The sequence below is a fragment of the Gaetbulibacter aquiaggeris genome (assembly GCF_044003965.1).
Lineage (GTDB): Bacteria > Bacteroidota > Bacteroidia > Flavobacteriales > Flavobacteriaceae > Yeosuana > Yeosuana aquiaggeris.
Window position 1 is genome coordinate 1 of the sequence record NZ_JBAWKC010000004.1, and the last position, 15,096, is coordinate 15,096.

Annotated in this window: 12 protein-coding genes; 7 read left to right on the plus strand and 5 right to left on the minus strand. The window is 31.5% G+C overall.

Features of this window, described 5'->3' with window-relative positions:
* From V8G56_RS11750 to V8G56_RS11765, 4 genes are all read left to right on the plus strand, one after another.
* Positions 1-1,446, plus strand: a 1,446-nt coding sequence (locus V8G56_RS11750) for a gliding motility-associated C-terminal domain-containing protein (RefSeq protein WP_395438651.1), incomplete at its 5' end; no start/stop codon positions are given.
* A gap of 11 nt (positions 1,447-1,457) precedes the next feature.
* A complete protein-coding gene (locus V8G56_RS11755) occupies positions 1,458-2,384 on the plus strand; it encodes a PorP/SprF family type IX secretion system membrane protein (protein WP_395438652.1) in 927 nt (308 codons plus the stop codon).
* A gap of 11 nt (positions 2,385-2,395) precedes the next feature.
* Positions 2,396-4,312, plus strand: coding sequence for an OmpA family protein (locus V8G56_RS11760; protein WP_395438653.1), 1,917 nt, complete (start codon positions 2,396-2,398; stop codon positions 4,310-4,312).
* Positions 4,313-4,376: 64 nt separating this feature from the next.
* Positions 4,377-6,290, plus strand: a complete 1,914-nt coding sequence (locus V8G56_RS11765) for an OmpA family protein (protein WP_395438654.1) — start codon at positions 4,377-4,379, stop codon at positions 6,288-6,290.
* 149 nt (positions 6,291-6,439) lie between these two features.
* Here the strand turns inward: V8G56_RS11765 and V8G56_RS11770 are convergent, their stop codons facing one another.
* The 3 genes from V8G56_RS11770 to pta all read right to left on the minus strand — a co-directional run bounded on the left by V8G56_RS11770 (position 6,440) and on the right by pta (position 10,388).
* The gene (locus V8G56_RS11770; protein WP_395438655.1) at positions 6,440-6,979 is read right to left on the minus strand and encodes a Crp/Fnr family transcriptional regulator; all 540 of its coding nucleotides are present in this window, start codon (positions 6,977-6,979) and stop codon (positions 6,440-6,442) included.
* Positions 6,980-7,107: 128 nt separating this feature from the next.
* Positions 7,108-8,292 carry an acetate/propionate family kinase gene (locus V8G56_RS11775; protein WP_395438656.1) on the minus strand — a complete coding sequence of 395 codons (1,185 nt, stop codon included), beginning with the start codon at positions 8,290-8,292 and terminating at the stop codon, positions 7,108-7,110.
* Positions 8,293-8,294: 2 nt separating this feature from the next.
* On the minus strand, positions 8,295-10,388 hold the full coding sequence (pta, locus tag V8G56_RS11780; protein WP_395438657.1) for a phosphate acetyltransferase: 2,094 nt from the start codon (positions 10,386-10,388) through the stop codon (positions 8,295-8,297).
* A 206-nt stretch (positions 10,389-10,594) separates the two neighbouring features.
* On the opposite strand from pta, the gene hutI reads away from it, so the two are divergent.
* Positions 10,595-11,836: an imidazolonepropionase gene (hutI, locus tag V8G56_RS11785; RefSeq protein ID WP_395438658.1), complete on the plus strand. Its 1,242-nt coding sequence runs from the start codon at positions 10,595-10,597 to the stop codon at positions 11,834-11,836.
* Positions 11,837-11,896: 60 nt separating this feature from the next.
* Here hutI and V8G56_RS11790 read toward each other — a convergent pair whose 3' ends face one another.
* A complete protein-coding gene (locus V8G56_RS11790) occupies positions 11,897-12,784 on the minus strand; it encodes a chromosome partitioning protein ParA (RefSeq protein WP_395438659.1) in 888 nt (295 codons plus the stop codon).
* A gap of 120 nt (positions 12,785-12,904) precedes the next feature.
* Between V8G56_RS11790 and V8G56_RS11795 the strand changes: the two genes are divergently transcribed.
* Together V8G56_RS11795 and V8G56_RS11800 are read left to right on the plus strand one after the other, a co-directional pair.
* Positions 12,905-13,924 (plus strand): formimidoylglutamase, encoded by a 1,020-nt coding sequence (locus tag V8G56_RS11795; protein WP_395438660.1) that lies wholly within the window; start codon positions 12,905-12,907, stop codon positions 13,922-13,924.
* Entirely contained in the window at positions 13,914-14,387 is a 474-nt protein-coding gene (locus V8G56_RS11800) for a GNAT family N-acetyltransferase (RefSeq protein ID WP_395438661.1), read from the plus strand. Before V8G56_RS11795 ends, V8G56_RS11800 begins: the two co-directional genes overlap by 11 nt.
* Here the strand turns inward: V8G56_RS11800 and V8G56_RS11805 are convergent.
* On the minus strand, positions 14,382-14,963 hold the full coding sequence (locus V8G56_RS11805; protein ID WP_395438662.1) for an NUDIX domain-containing protein: 582 nt from the start codon (positions 14,961-14,963) through the stop codon (positions 14,382-14,384). The genes V8G56_RS11800 and V8G56_RS11805 overlap by 6 nt on opposite strands.
* Positions 14,964-15,096 lie beyond the last annotated feature (133 nt).

Below are 15,096 nucleotides of genomic sequence, written 5' to 3' on the forward strand. Positions count from 1 at the left end.
CAGGCTACTGATATTAGTGCGCTTACCGCTCCTGTATTATGTGATGGTGGTGCTACTAGTGTAACTTATAATATAACGGACTTATGTGAGTCTGGTCAGGATACGGCTACATTTACGGTAACTCCTGCAACATCTGTTTCTTTTGATCAACAAAATCTTCCTACAGACATTGCTGTTGAATGTGATAGTGTGCCAGAAGCAGAAATTCTTACAGCTTCAACAAGTTGTGGAAGTGTAGATGTTATTTATAGTGAAGAAAGAACAGACGGAAATTGTCCTTCTTCATATGAATTAAAAAGAACATGGACAGTTAATGATAATTGTGGTTCAACTATAGCACACACTCAGATTATAATTGTTTCTGATACCAAGGCCCCTGTAGCTCCAAATGCTCCTGCAAATATTACATTTGAATGTATAGATGATGTTCCTGTAGCCGGAAATTTAACTGCGGTAGATAATTGCGCAGGTAATATTACTGTAGGCGGTGTGGATACTTTAGATAATTCAAATCCCTGTAATGTTATTATTACTCGCACATGGACCTTTACTGATGATTGCGGTAATACAAGCTCTGTGGTTCAAACTATAACCGTTATAGATACAACCGCACCTGAATTAACTTCAGATTTAGATACAGACCTTACAGTAAGCTGTTCAAATGTTCCAGAGATACCGAGTCTTAAGTTTACAGATAACTGTTCTTCAAATGTAGATGTTGTTTTTGATGAAACAAATTCGTTTGATGAAGCTATATTGGACGATTATGAAATAATTAGAACATGGACAGTAAGTGATGCCTGTGGAAATAAAAACACGTATACACAAACATTGCATGTAACATTAGATGAAGTTATTACTGAAATAACTGCCGGTGACAAATGTTATGATGATGGTATTGTCAATTTAAATGATTATTTGCAAACGACCAACTTAACAGGCGTTTGGGAAATGCTTGAAGGAAATACAGACGCAACTCTTGAAGGTAATATATTTAATCCTACATTATTAGAACTGAGTTTAGATTTCAAACCAGGAACTGGAGGAATTGATTACTTATTCAAATATGCCACAACTGATTTTGGATGTGTTAGTGTGACCTATGTCTCTATGAATATTAACGCTGAGTGTACTGTATTACCTTGCGGTAGCGAAGACGTTATTATATCAAAAGCAATTACACCTAACGGAGATCAATGGAATGAAAACTTCGAAATTAATGGAGTTGAATTGTGCGGATTTGTAATAGATGTGAAAATATTCAATCGTTGGGGTGCGCTAGTATTTGAATCCCATAATTATCAAAACGACTGGAATGGTAAAGCAATGTCTGGAGCAATTGGTAATGCTTCGAAATTACCTAACGGAACCTATTATTACATTATAATTTTAAAAGACAGTGGATTGAATCCTTTTACCGGACCAGTTTACATCGGAACCAAATAAAACAGTAACCTATGAAACTCATTAAACATTATATAGTTGCTTTGGCGTTGTTTAGTTGTAGTGTGGGAATTGCACAACAGTTACCGCAATTCACACAATACATGTACAACACAATCTCTATAAACCCTGCTTATGCAGGAAGTAGAGAGGCATTAAGTATTGTTGGTTTACACCGAAGCCAGTGGGTTGGCTTCAAAGGTGGTCCTATTACACAAACTCTTTCTATTCATACACCTCTTAGGAATGATAGAATAGGTTTAGGCCTTTCTTTTATAGAAGATGATTTAGGACCACAAAATTTCTCATATCTATATGGCGACTTTTCATATACTATTCCAACTGGAACGGATTCTAGATTGGCATTTGGATTAAAAGCTGGGTTTACTGGGTTTAGTTTTGATACTGAATTTAGACTTGATGACAGTAATATTAATGATCCACTTATTTATGGTCAAGAAGATCGTTGGAGTCCAAATATTGGTGCTGGTGTATTCTGGCATTCCAATAAATGGTATTTAGGTTTATCAGCTCCTAGAATTTTAAATACAGACTATAATACAAGTAAAGATTATGCTGCTTTAGAACGTATTAGCTATTATTTTACAGGTGGTTATGTCATTGACTTAAATAAAAGTGTGAAATTGAAACCGGCATTCTTAGTTAAGGCTACTAATGGAGCTCCTGCTTCCTATGATTTAACGGCTAACTTCTTATTTAATGAGAAATTATGGCTAGGTGGTTCTTATAGAATAAATGAACAAACCTCTGCAATTGGTGGTATTGTAGATTTTCAAATATCCAGACAATTACGCATTGGTTACGCGTATGAAAAACCTATCTCAGATATTGCCAGTTATACTTCCGGAACACATGAAATACTGTTAATTTATGAGTTTAAATTCTTAAGTTCTAAACTAAAATCACCTAGATACTTCTAATTAAAACAATTATGAAATTTAAAAATCACATATTAGTTGGTGTCCTGTTAATGGTCAATGTCTTTGTATTCGCTCAGTATGGGAAACAAAAAAAAGCAGATATCCTATTTAATAAATTTTCATTTGTTAAAGCGGCGAATGAATATAGAGAACTTATTGAAAACAATTATAATAAAGATTATGCAACAAGACGTTTAGCAGATTGTTATGCCTATTTAAGAGATCCAAGAAATGCCGCTAGATATTATAAAAAAGCTGTTGAACAAGTTAATGTGCCTATTGAGTATTATTATAGTTACGCCCAAGCCTTAAGAGGAATCAAAGATTATAAAAACTCTAGAATTTGGTTGGAAAGATTTAAAGATTCCGGAGGGGTTATTAATGCTAATGATTTTGAAAAGGATGTGAACTTTATTACGAGTGTTTTTAATGCTAAACAACAGTATTTTTTAGATAAAGTAAGGTTTAATTCAAAATTTAGTGACTTTGGCGCATTTGAACAGAATGGTAAAATTTATTTTGCTTCCTCCAGAGATGAAGGTGTTTCTGTAAAGCGACTTTATGGCTGGAATGAACAACCGTTTTTAGATGTATATGTAGCTGATGTTGGAACCAAAAGAAATGTAGATCATACTGCCAAATTAAAAGGCGATGTTAACTCCATATATCATGATGGTCCAGTTACCATTACAAAAGATGGGAACACCATGTATTTCAGCAGAAATAACATTGATGAACATGGTCTTTCAAAAGATAAAAAAGGTATTAGCAATATGAAAATTTATAGAGCAACCTTAAGAGATAGTATTTGGACCGATATTGAAGATTTATCTATTAACCATAGTGAATATTCCACACAGCATCCTGCCTTAAATAAAGATGATTCTAAATTATATTTTTCTTCAGATTGGCCTGGAGGTTTTGGAGGTTCTGATATTTATGTAGTAGATATAAAGGCAGACGGTACTTTAGGAGTACCAACGAATTTAGGAAACGTTGTCAATACAAAAAAATCTGAAGGTTTTCCATTTATTAATAATGAAGGCACACTTTTCTTTTCATCAGACGGGCATCCGGGACTTGGCCTGTTAGATATTTTTGGTACTATTCAAGGTGAAAATGACGAATTTGTTGATGTCATAAATTTAGGAATCCCAATTAATTCAAATAAAGACGATTTTTCATTTAGCATGAATCCTAATGGGATTACAGGCTATTTTGCATCCAATAGAACCGGAGGTCGCGGTGATGATGATATTTACGCCTACCACAGAGTTCCAACATTACAAGTTGAAGGTATAGTAAGTGATGCTATAAATACCAAACCTATAGCTAACTCCATTATTACATTATTTAATGATAAAGAAGAACAGATAGCGTATATGGTCACTGATGAAAATGGTTTTTATCAAATAAACATTGACAGAAATCAAGATTATAAAATTGTTGGAAGTCAGATAAAATATATAGATGATTACAGGACCTTTACTTCAAAGTATTTACAAACTGAACTGACAACCATTACGGCTAATTTGTTATTAAATCCAGTACAGGATGTTATAAAACTTGCTGAATTAAATACCATTTATTTTGATTATGACAAACATAATATTAGAAAAGATGCCGCCTTGGAACTCGATAAAATTGTGAGTTTAATGCAGAATGATTATCCGGATATGGTCATAAGAATTGAATCACATACCGATTCAAGAGGAGAACTGTCTTATAACGATAAGTTATCTATTGACAGAGCTAATTCCACTTATGAATACTTAATATCAAAAGGAATTAATCCATCAAGAATAACAGAACATGAAGGTTTTGGTGAAAGAAGGCTGACTAATGGTTGTGAAGATGGAGCAAAATGTGAAGAAAAAGATCACCAGTTAAATAGAAGAACTCAATTTATTGTTGTTAAAATGGAATAACCTATAATTTCAAAAGAACTTATTTTAAAAAACCTTGGTCTTTTTAAATTGAAACTAATACCCCATGAAATCAAAAACACACATACTAATCTACATTATTGTTCTGATTAACTTTACAGTCTTTGCTCAATATGGTAAGCAAAAAAAAGCAGATAGTTTATTTAATAAATTTTCATTTGTAGATGCATCAGAGGTATATAAAGACTTAATTGAAAAGGATTTCAATAAAGACTATTCTGTTAGGCAATTAGCTGATAGCTATGCCTATATGAGAAATCCAGATAGTGCGGCAGTATATTATAAGAAAGCTGTTGAACAAAATAATGTACCTACAGAATATTATTATAAATATGCACAAGCTTTAAGAGGCATAAAAGAGTATAAAGAGTCTAGAATATGGTTGAGAAAATTTAAAGATGCCGGTGGTAAAATTGATAATAATAAATTTTTAAAAGATGCAGATTTTATAACTACCATTTTTAACACAAAACAACAGTATTTTTTAAAAGATGTAAAGTTCAATTCTAAGTTTAGTGATTTTGGTGCTTATGTTCATAATGGTTTAACTTATTTTACCTCATCTAGAGATGAAGGTGTATCTACCAAACATATATATGGCTGGAATAAAGAGCCTTTTTTAGATATCTATGTAAAAGCAGAAAATGATACTATAGTAGATCATAAATCAAAAATAAAGGGTAAAATCAATTCAACATACCATGACGGCCCTTTAACTATGACTAATGATGGTAAAACCATATATTTTTCAAGAAATAATTATAATAAAAATGGTTTAGCAAAAGACAAAGCAGGTATTAGTAATTTAAAAATTTACAAGGCCTCTTTAATCAATGGCATTTGGGATAATATTGAAGAAGTTCCTTTTAATAATGATGAATATTCGACCGGTCATCCGTCATTAAATAGTGATAATACAAAATTATATTTTGCTTCAGATAGGCATGGAGGTATTGGTGGATCAGATATTTATTATGTAGATTTAAAAAGTGATGGCACTTACGGAGACCCACAAAATCTTGGAAATGTTGTCAATACAGATAAAAATGAAGTTTTCCCTTTTATAAATAATGAAAACGTTTTATTCTTTTCTTCAAACGGGCATCAGGGATTAGGCTTATTAGATATATTCGTCACCACTAAAGACCAAAATGATATAATAACTGGTGTTTTAAACTTAGGAGTTCCTGTAAACTCTAGTAAAGACGATTTTTCATTTTTTATGAGTGAAGATGGAACCAGTGGTTTTTTTGCATCCAATAGAGATGGAGGCGTTGGTAGTGATGACATCTATGCATACAACAGAATTTTACCTTTAAAAGTTGAAGGCACTGTTACTGATATTATCAACAATAAACCTGTTATAGGTGCAAAAATCACCATATTTGATGCAAATAATAATCAAATTGCCTATTTAGAAACGGATGAAAATGGTCATTACGAAATTAATATTGATAGAGATGCTGATTACAAAATTGTAAGTAGCCAAACAAAATATGTTGATGATTCGAAAACGTTCACCTCTAAAAACGTTCCAAAATCAACGACTAGTATTACTACTAATTTATCATTGAACCCAGTACAAGACGTTTTTGTCTTGGCTGAATTAAATACCATCTATTTTGATTTTGAAAAGTATAATATTAGAAAGGATGCCGCATTGGAATTAGATAAAATAGTAAATATGATGCAAAAGGATTATCCTAATATGATTATTAGAATTGAATCGTACGCAGATTCCAGAGGCACAATAAAATTTAATGATTGGTTATCACAGGCTAGAGCTAAGGCTACCAATGATTATTTAATTTCAAAAGGTATTGATGCTTCTAGAATTACAAAATATGAAGGATTTGGTGAACGAATATTATTGAATGGTTGTGATGGCAGTATTAACTGTGAAGAAAAAGACCATCAGTTAAACAGACGTACAGAATTTATTGTGATTCAAATGCAATAAAATTTAAACTAAAATAATTTCAATAAAAAACAGGTAATTTAAATTACCTGTTTTTTTTGGTTGGTTAGTTATCAGTCCTTTTGCTTTTTAGCTTATAAGGAAATCGCTGCTAATATATTCTAAAGTATCATTAATTTCATTAACAAATGTTAAGGGTTAATGTTTAGTGTTTTTCTAATTCTACTTAATTGAACAGGAGTTATACTTAAATAAGAGGCAATTTGATATTGCGGAATCATAAAATCTATATTAGGAAGTCTTTTTTTAAGCTGCAGATAACGTTGTTTTGCATCCATAGAAATAAGTTCAAGTTGTCGTTCTTCATAGGACATAAATATTTTTTCTAATATCTTATTATATAAATTACTTATCTCAATATCCTGTTGACAAAGACTGACTATTTCATTAAAATCAATTTCATATAACTTACAATCAGTAAGTGTTTCATAGGTTAATTTTGAGGGTTGTTTTTTGATTATGGACGTAAATGAACCAACAAAACTTAGTGGCATAAAAAAATTCTTGTTATATTCCTTTCCGGATTCAGAACTTAAATAAACACGCATAAGCCCAGAAACGAGCAAATATATTTTATTAGCTACCTCACCGGCCTTAGCCATAGGAGTATTAGCTTCTACAACTTTAAACGACGAAATCTTTTGAAGCTTCTCAAAAGTTTCTTCAGACACAGCGATAAATGAATTTAAATATGAGAGAGTCGGATTCAAATGGATTTGTAAATTATAATGCTTAGGAAGGCACAGCTAATTTACATTAAATTTCTTATAAAAGAAATATGTTTTTAAATCGAAGTTATTTATCCCATTAACTTATAAGATTGTCTAGCTATTTCAATTTCCTCATTTGTAGGTATCACTAAAATTTTTACTTTTGAATGCATGGAACTCACATCTGTAATTTCACGTGCTTTAACGTTATTTTTCTCCTTATCTAGCTCTATTCCTAAATAATTCATATTCTCACAAATCATTTTGCGAATTAAAATAGAGTTCTCTCCTACTCCAGCTGTAAAAACAATAGCATCCAAACCATTTAAAACGGATGCATATGATCCAATATATTTCTTTACCCGATAGGCAAACATGAGTAAAGCTAATTGACAATTCTCATTTCCTTTAGCGGCTTCTGCTTCTATATCTCTTAAATCACTAAATCCTGTTAGACCTTGCATGCCGCTTTTCTTTTGCAATAGTGTATTCACTTCATCTAAAGAATATCCTAAAGAATTTACCAGATAAAAGATGACGGATTGATCAATATCACCACTTCTGGTACCCATGATAAGACCATTCATAGGTCCAAAACCTAAGGAGTGATCCACACTTTTTCCGTCTTTCACTGCCGTAATACTGCACCCGTTGCCTAAATGTATAGTAATTAACTTTGAACTGTTATTTGGCAAGGTTTCTTTTGCTTTTTCAGAAACATATTTATGACTCGTGCCATGAAAACCATAAAGACGAATTTTTTTCTCCGTCAGAAATTCATTGGGAATAGCATATTTATAAGCCTCAATAGGTATAGTTTGGTGAAACGCCGTGTCAAAAACTGCAATTTGAGTGGCAGATGGGAATATGGCTTCCGACACTTCAATACCCTCATAATTGGGAGGGTTATGTAAAGGAGCCAAAGCAAACAATTCTTTTATTTTATCTTTTACAGATTGATTAATAATTACCGTTTCTGAAAATGTACTTCCGCCGTGAACTACACGATGGCCTACCGCATGAATTTCACTTTCATCTTTAATCACACCAACTTTAGCATCCATCAATAAAGCAGCCACCTTTTCAAGACCCACTTTATGATTAGGAACTTCAGTTACATTTTCTGTTTTATGAGTGTCTGTTTTATAATGTATTTGAGCGTTATCTAATCCAATTCTTTCTACCATTCCAGAACAAATTATTTTTTCGTCTGGCATTTGTACTAATTGATACTTTATGGATGAGCTTCCTGAGTTTATTACTAATATATTCATACTTAAATTCCTTGCGCTTGTATAGCTGTGATAATTACGGTATTAAAAATATCATCAACTGTACAGCCTCTGCTTAAATCATTTACTGGCTTATTTAAACCTTGCAGCATTGGTCCGATGGCTATAGCTCCGGTTTCACGTTGCACAGCCTTATAAGTATTATTTCCTGTGTTTAAATCAGGGAAAATTAAAACCGTAGCTTGACCAGCGACTTCAGAGTTTGGCATTTTACTTTTTCCAACGCCCATATCAACAGCCGCATCATATTGAATAGGACCTTCTATTTTTAGATCTGGTCTTTTTTGTTTTACAATTTCCGTAGCTTTTCTCACTTTATCAACTTCTTCTCCTTTTCCAGAAGCACCTGATGAATATGATAACATAGCTATTCTAGGCTCTATTCCAAAAGCAATACTTGATTCTGCAGATGAAATGGCTATTTCGGCTAATTGTTCTGCATTAGGATTCGGATTGATGGCACAATCTCCAAAGACTGATACGCGATCATCCAAACACATGAAAAACACAGATGAAACCACCGAAACTGAAGGCTTCATTTTCACAAACTGTAAGGCTGGTTTAATAGTATGTTGCGTGGTATGTGCAGCTCCTGATACCATACCATCCGCTAATCCCTTATAAACCATCATAGTTCCAAAATAAGAGACATCATTCATTAAATCTTCTGCAATATCAATCGTTACTCCCTTATCTTTTCTTAATTCATAGAGGGTATTCGCAAAATCCTTTGATAACTCAGACTCCAAAGGATTGATAATATTTACTTTTTCAAGGTCTAATTTTAATCCTAATCGGTGTAATCCTTCAATAATTTTATTTTTATCACCAAGTATGGTTATATCTACGATATCCATAAGAATCAATCTTACGGCTGCAGCGATGACTCTATCATCATTCCCTTCTGGTAATACAATATGTTTTTTAGATGTCTTAGCCCGTTTTAATAAATTATATTGAAACATTCTTGGTGTTATACCAGCATTCTTAAATGTAATGAGCTTATCAGTCAGTCTATCGACTGTACAATATTTATCAAATGTATTTAAGGAAATTATAATTTTATCTTTATTCTCAGCGTACATGTGAGAACGTACTGCACCAATTTTATTGGCAACCTCAAAAGTTCCAAACTTAACTGACAGAATTGGCACAATTTGTTGTAATCCTTCAATTAATTTAACGATGGGTTCTTCGGGTATTAATCCACCTGTTAACACAATTCCTGAAACCGAAGGATAATTACTAGAAATATTAGCTTGTAAGGCACCTAAAATAATGTCTGCTCTATCACCTGGGGTGATTATTAAGCAATCTTGTTCCAGTTGTTTTAAATAATTGCGTAACTGCATAGCGCCTACTTTAAAACTACTAGTTTGATTATTTAGGTATTCTTTACCAAACAAAACTTTGGCTCCAATCGCTTTTGATATTTCTTTAATTGTAGGATTATTTAATGATGAGATTAATGGAATTGCATTAACAACAACATCCTTTGGTAAATTTTCTTCTACGCCGTCAATTACAATTTTTAGATTTTCTTCCTGGACTTTATTAGCAATGACGGCCAGTACTTTTACTTCTTTTTCTGTAAATGAATCATAAGCTAAATGCAATCCATTTATAAATTCGTCTAAAGTTTTCCCAACGCCACTTGATACAATAATAGCCGGAATCCCTAAGTTTTTTGCTATTAAAATATTTGCATCTAATTCTATGGCCGCACCTTCTCCAGAAAAATCAGTTCCTTCAACCAGCATAAAATCATTTTTATCTTCAAGAGCTTTATATTTTTCAATAATGGTGTCAAATATTTCACCTTCTTTTCCGGCATTCCTTTTATTAATAAACTCTGTGCGAGTCAACGCAAATGCTTCTTTGTAATTGATATCTAAATCAAAATAAGAAAGTATTGTCTTAACATGGTTGTCTTTTTTTCCTAAGCCATCACCATCAATTATGGGTCTGAAATATCCCACTTTAGCTGTTTTGCCCAACAACATTCTCATTAACCCTAATGCAACAATTGATTTACCACTATTAGGTTCACTTGTTGCAATATAAATTGCCTTATTCATTGAAATAAAAATTGAAATAAATTCAATGCAAATGTACTTTAAAATAATATAAAATAAATTTTAAAAGCCCTAAAAATCAAGGGTTTTACGATTTTTTTTTCAAATTTATTTTATATTATTTTAAAATGATTTTTATCATATTTTGAATATTTTTTTTCAATTAAAAATATCATCAATTTATAATAAATTACCCTTATTTTTACTTTATGGTTTTACTTATAAAGAACATAAAGGAATTACTTCAAGTTAGAGAGTCACAAATTAAATTCATTTCTGGTAAAGAAATGAGTACACTTCCATCAATAAAGAATGCCTTTCTTTTAATAGAAAATGAGACTATTATTGATTATGGAAGTATGGTACATTTTAAAAATATTTCAGTTGATAAAACAATAGATGCTACTGGAAAAATGGTAATGCCGGCTTATTGTGATTCTCATACGCATATTGTTTATGCCGGAAATAGAGAATTGGAATTTGTAGATAGAATAAATGGTTTGAGTTATGAAGAAATTGCAAAACGGGGCGGTGGTATATTAAATTCCGCTAAAACCCTTCAAAACACCAGTGAAGATGCCCTTTATGAGCAATCTATTCAACGTATAAAAGAAGTTATGGCTTTGGGTACGGGTGCATTGGAAATAAAATCAGGGTATGGCCTAAATGTTGAATCTGAACTTAAAATGTTAAGAGTAATAAAGCGAATAAAGGAAAACTTTCCCATTGAGATTAAAGCTACCTTTCTTGGTGCCCATGCTATTCCGCTAGAATACAAAAATGATAAGAAAGGTTATATAGATTTAATAATAAACGTCATGCTTCCTGAAATTTCAAAGGAAGGATTGGCTAACTATATTGATGTTTTCTGTGAAAAAGGTTATTTCTCTTTAGAAGACACAGAACAAATACTAAAAGCAGGTGAAAAATTTGGCTTAATCCCGAAAATTCATGTTAACCAATTTAATGCTTTTGGCGGTGTTAGCTTAGGCATAAAATACAACGCTTTGTCTGTAGATCATTTAGAAGAATTAAATGATGAAGATATTACTGCATTACAAAATAGTTTAACTATGCCTGTAGCTTTACCTTCATGCTCGTACTTTTTAAGTATCCCCTATACCCCAGGCAGAAAACTTATTAATGCAGGACTGCCTATGGCTTTAGCTTCTGACTATAACCCAGGGTCAACACCTAGTGGAAATATGAATTTTGTGCTAAGTACCGCATGTATTAAAATGAAAATAACTCCTGAAGAAGCTATAAATGCCGCGACCATTAATGGGGCTTATGCCATGGGAATAGCTGATAACTATGGAAGTATAACCATTGGTAAAAAAGCGAATTTAATAATAACGAAAAAAATTCCGAGCTACTATTATTTACCATATGCCTTTGGCGACAATCATATTGATCAGGTGATCATCAAAGGAGAATCAATATTATATTAATTTTTAAACATAAAAAAACCCGAAAGTTTTCTTTCGGGTTTTTTATTTACTTAATATTTCTCATTTAAGAGTAAACTCTGAATTAGCCACTAAGTCTTTTTCATTGAATACATTCACAATATAACGTCCTTTTACAAATTTACCTGAATCTGTAGGTGCTAAAAACTCACAAACATTTAAACTTGTATTTTCATAATTAAATTTACTAATCATACTGTAATTTAAAGTTTGTTCTCCAAAAGTTACTTGCTCATTAGCTCCTAAAGTATTACTATTTGGATCTATAACTTGAATATAAAGTTCTTGATCACCCGCTTGTACCAGTTTATTTTTAGCAACTGTAAAACAAACACTGATTTTATCTGCACGACTAGCTCTTTCAGTTGGTACTAATTTTCCAGAAGTTCTTTCAATAACTCCTAAAACTTTTAATCCTACAGCTGATAAAACAGCAGCATTTTCCATAACTTCTGCTAAAGCATTGTTTTGTAATAACAAAGAATCAGTAAACATAGTTCTTTCTTCTAAACGTACTTTAGTACTATCTAAAGACGTTGCTAAATAAGCATTTTGAGTTTTTAATGATTCATTTTCAGCTAACAATAAATCCATTTCTTTTTGAAGTGAAGTATACTTTTGTTTGTATCTCCATAAACTTTTCACGTTTGTTTCTGAAATTTTTAAAGAGTCAATTAAACCTTGAATACGGTCTCTTGCTTCAATTAAATCGTTTTTAGCAATAGTGTTTTCGCTAATGGCAGCATCATATTGTTTTGCCATGGCGTTTAAATCATTCATTACTAATTGTTTTTGTTCAGTAAGATCTTTTTTCGTTTTATTACTTTCGTTATAAAGATTTAGTGAATAAAAAGCTGTACCTAAAAAAAGGACAAGTGCAATACCTAGTGCAACTTTTAATCCCATACTACTGCTACCATTGTTTTCCATAATTACTTGATTTTAATTTGTTTTAATAGTTTAATGAATTTTAATTTTATACTTGTTTTTTTAATACTTTGAATAAATAAAAAACTGTATTTTTAAATATTCTAAAAATTTAATTATTCAATGGATAAACTAGTTTTATTTAATAATTCAGAACTAAATAAATTACTAAACAAGCGTACAGGTGAATCCAAATTTGGAGAACATGTTACTCTTTTAGCTTCCATTTCTAACATATACGACGAACTTAAAAATTTGGATGTTACACATGTAATTATAGGTTTGCCAGAAGATGTTGGCGTATTTGCAAATCACGGAATGACAGGGACTTACAACACTTGGAATACCGTAATAAAATTTTTAGTAAATATTCAAAATAATCAATTTACAAAAGCAAATAAGGTTTTAATATTAGGACATTTAGATTTTTCGTCTGAAATGCTAAAAGTTTCAAGCCTAGACCAATCAAAGAAAAAAGATGTTTTAAAGGCTAGAAAAATGGTCAAAAAAATTGACACTTATGTCACTTATATTATAGAACAAATTGTTTCAGCCGGGAAAAAACCTATTGTTATTGGCGGAGGTCATAATAATGCCTATGGAAATATAAAAGGTGCTTCACTGGCCTATGGCTTTCCTATTAACGTGGTTAATTTTGACGCCCATTCAGACTTTAGACCTGAAGAAGGTCGTCATAGCGGCAATGGTTTTTCATATGCTTATGCCGAAGGCTTTCTAAAGAACTATTTTGTTTTTGGATTACACGAAAATTATACATCTGACAGTATTTTTAAATCCTTTTCAAAAATAAAATCAATTCAATACAACACATTTGAAACTATAGAAATTCGAAAAGACTTAAAATATAAAAATGAATTACAGCGTGCATTGGAACATGTCTCTGGCAAACCTTTTGGAATTGAAATTGATTGTGACGCCATTGAAAACATTTCCAGTAGCGCAATGACTCCAAGTGGATTTAGTGTGAATAAAACCAGGTCATTTATTAATTTTTTTGCCAAGAATGAAAATGCCTGCTATTTACATATCTGTGAAGCTATTGCCAACACTGAAAATGAAAAACAAATAGGCAAATTAATTACTTATTTAATCACAGATTTTATTAAAGCCCATGCTAATTAATATAATTAGTTACCAACCGGAGTATATACCATCTTTTTATGAATTAAATATTGAATGGCTCCAAACCTTTTTTTATGTTGAACCTTATGATGAGGAGGTATTAAGTAATCCTAAAAAATATATTATCGATAAAGGGGGGCATATATTTTTTGCCAAGTTAGAAAACCAAATTATAGGAACTGTTGCTTTGATGCCTACTAAAGTAAATTCCATTGTTGAACTAACAAAAATGGCTGTTTCTCCAAGCTATAGAGGTTTAATTATAGGACAGCAACTTATGCAACATTGCATCAGGTATTCTATGGAAAACAACATAAATTCCATCATCTTATATTCAAACAGAAAGCTTGAAAATGCCATTTATATTTATAAAAAATATGGTTTTATCGAGATTCCGGTAGAAGAAAATTGTCCTTATAAGCGTTGCAATATTAAAATGCAATTAGCCTTAAAAAAATCATAGTAACTTATGAATTATTGCATATTGAAGTAAAACAATCGTTCTAGTATCTTCTATTTTTCCCGAATTTAACATTTCAATGGCTTCTTTAAATGGTATTTCCATCACTTCAATATCTTCATGCTCACTTTCCAATCCACCTCCTGCATTTACCTTCATGTTGTTCGAATATTCTCCAATAAAAAAATGCATCTTTTCTGTCATAACACCAGGTGATGAATAGGCTTCGTAAACTTTCTTGACACTTTTCAACCTATAGCCTACTTCTTCTTCTGTTTCTCTAATAATACAGGCTTCGGGTTGGTCTTTGTCTAATAAACCCGCACATATTTCAACTAAGAAACCGTCTGAATTTCCATTTATATAAGTCGGCATTCTAAACTGTCTGGTTAAAATAATGCTGCCCTTTTCTTTATTATACAACAATATGCCAGCACCATCTCCTCTATCATAACATTCCCTGACTTGAGTGACCCATTCCTCATTTTTCATTAAATAATCAAAAGTCACTTTATTCAATGTGTAAAATTGTTTTGAAAGCAATTCTGTTTTAATATTTTTTACCCTTATTTTTGACATTCGTTTACTTTATGAATATTATTTATCTGGTAATTTCGTAAAATTAATTAAATATGAAATTTTAATTTAACATATTCTTAGTTAAAACGTATAAACCTATCTAGACCAATATTTAGTGAATAAAAAATATTAT